This window comes from Neobacillus drentensis (assembly GCF_036966985.1).
Taxonomy (GTDB): Bacteria; Bacillota; Bacilli; order Bacillales; family Cytobacillaceae; genus Neobacillus; species Neobacillus drentensis_E.
Genome location: NZ_JBALSN010000655.1, coordinates 934 through 2,979, shown reverse-complemented (window position 1 = coordinate 2,979; position 2,046 = coordinate 934). Strand labels below are relative to the sequence as shown.

Annotated in this window: 2 protein-coding genes; one reads left to right on the top strand and one right to left on the bottom strand. The window is 33.4% G+C overall.

Going from position 1 to position 2,046, the window contains the following annotated elements; all coding sequences use genetic code 11:
- On the bottom strand, window positions 1-1,199 hold a 1,199-nt coding region (locus V7659_RS29890; RefSeq protein ID WP_335543658.1), incomplete at its 3' end, for an MFS transporter.
- Between the two features lie 307 nt (window positions 1,200-1,506).
- On the opposite strand from V7659_RS29890, the gene V7659_RS29885 reads away from it, so the two are divergent.
- A partial coding sequence (locus V7659_RS29885; RefSeq protein ID WP_335543657.1) for a LysE family translocator occupies window positions 1,507-2,046 on the top strand: 540 nt, incomplete at its 3' end.

Genomic DNA, 2,046 nt, shown 5'->3' with positions numbered 1-2,046 from the left:
AATACCTTTCTAACAAAAAGTTGTTTATTTTTATAAACAATTGTACTTACCAAAGCAAGCATTAACCCAGATAAAATGAATACAATTCTTACCCCAAACAAGTCTGCTAATATCCCCATTACCAAAGAACCAGCCCCAAACATCCCCGTTCCAATCGCACTTAATGAGGTATATACAGTGGACAACTGCTCTTTGGTAACACTAGTTTGTATGACCGTTTGTTGAGGAATGTATTTGATTTGCCCAAAAAGCCCCATAAAGAGCGATAGACATAAGGCCATGAGCGGATTACTATTTAGGCTAAAAAATATGGTGACTAAGAAACAAGTGAATGAACCCACAAAAATAAAAGTACCGAGGTTCCTTTCCACTAAGCAGGAAAATTTAATACAAAAAATGCTTCCTATAATTAAACCTATAAAGAAAGCACCATTGATAAATCCCCACCAGTTTTGATCAACGTGTAGAGCATTATTGACGAAAACATATAAAATCGCCGCAATCCATACTGTCCCTGCAATGGTTTCTAAAGTGTCTATCAAAGCAATTCTTTTCAATACAGGTGTATTTAATAAAGTTTTCCATCCCTCTTTGAGTTGTTCTAATTTCCCTTTTTGCTCCGATGATGTATGACTTACAGTTTCTAATAAACTTAGCAAAACACTTGATATTACGAACAAACATCCAACGAGCCAAATGAGTTGTTGTGGACTTAATACTATTAAAAACAGACTGCCCACGAACCACATTATTGCTTGAATGAATTGGGTAACTGTTTCAGCAATACCATTAGCTTTTATTAAATCATTAGGATTTACATAGTGTGGAATTAATGTTTGTCTTATAGGATTTGCACAACCGTCAAGAAGCGCAATCAATCCAATTATTAAAAAGATTAGATAATAATTAGATGCTGTAATACCAACTATCATCAAACCCAAAATAACAAGCAGAATAGTCTTTCCAATTTGTGACCAAGCCATTAACCATTTTAAATTCACTTTTCCAACTAAAAGTGGAGTTAACATGCTGGAAACAAACATTGATGAAGTAATCGTAAATGGAACGAATGATGATACTGTTGCAGAATTTGTTAAGTTAAATATCACACTAATAACACTGACGATATATAGGACATCGCCCATATTTGCAAACGACTGACCCAACAGTAACAAAGCAAAATTTTTATTTAATTTCATTCTACATCCCCCGATATTTCAAATTAAATATTGTTTACGGGAGAACTTAGATCGGACTGTTCATTTAATGCCAATCTCCTTTCAAAATCGGATAAACCTGGGGGATGTAGATTTATCTCAAAATTTTTTCTAATAAATGATTATATGTATTTTAGCAAATTTAAAACACTTACTAAAAATATTCAAAACTGGTGCAGAGCTAAGTATCCAAAAAAGATTAATCTTCAATAAATCTCCCGCTTTATATATAATGATTTGTAAGAATTATATATTCAAACCCTATTAAAGGCAGAAAGGAGATCCTAAAATGGAAAACTTTTATATGTTTGTGCTTATGTGTATCTTTTTTATCATTTTACCCGGACCCGACATTGCAATTACTACAAAGAATACTATCACCGCGGGGAAAGCCGGGGGTCTTAAAACACTTTTAGGTATTTGTTGTGCCCTTCTTATCCATACTTCTGCAGCTGTATTAGGACTTTCAGCCATCATTATGAAATCAGCGTTATTATTTTCTGTCTTTAAATTTGTAGGGGCTGCTTACTTAATTTATATGGGTGTTAAGACATTATGGTCTTTAAAGAACAAGGAAGTAGCAGCAAGCGTTGAGATGAATACAAAAAGCAAGTTTGCAAGCACCTCTTGTTTTAAACAAGGGTTCCTTACAAATCTCCTCAATCCCAAAATTGCGGTTCTATTCTTAACCTTTTTCCCTCAATTTGTTGACCATGGAAACACTTCTTTTTTACCGTTTGTGATCATGGGTATCACTTATACTGTAATGACTATCATATGGTCAGTACTTTATGTCTATTTAATTAATCATATTAGTGCTTTTATGAAA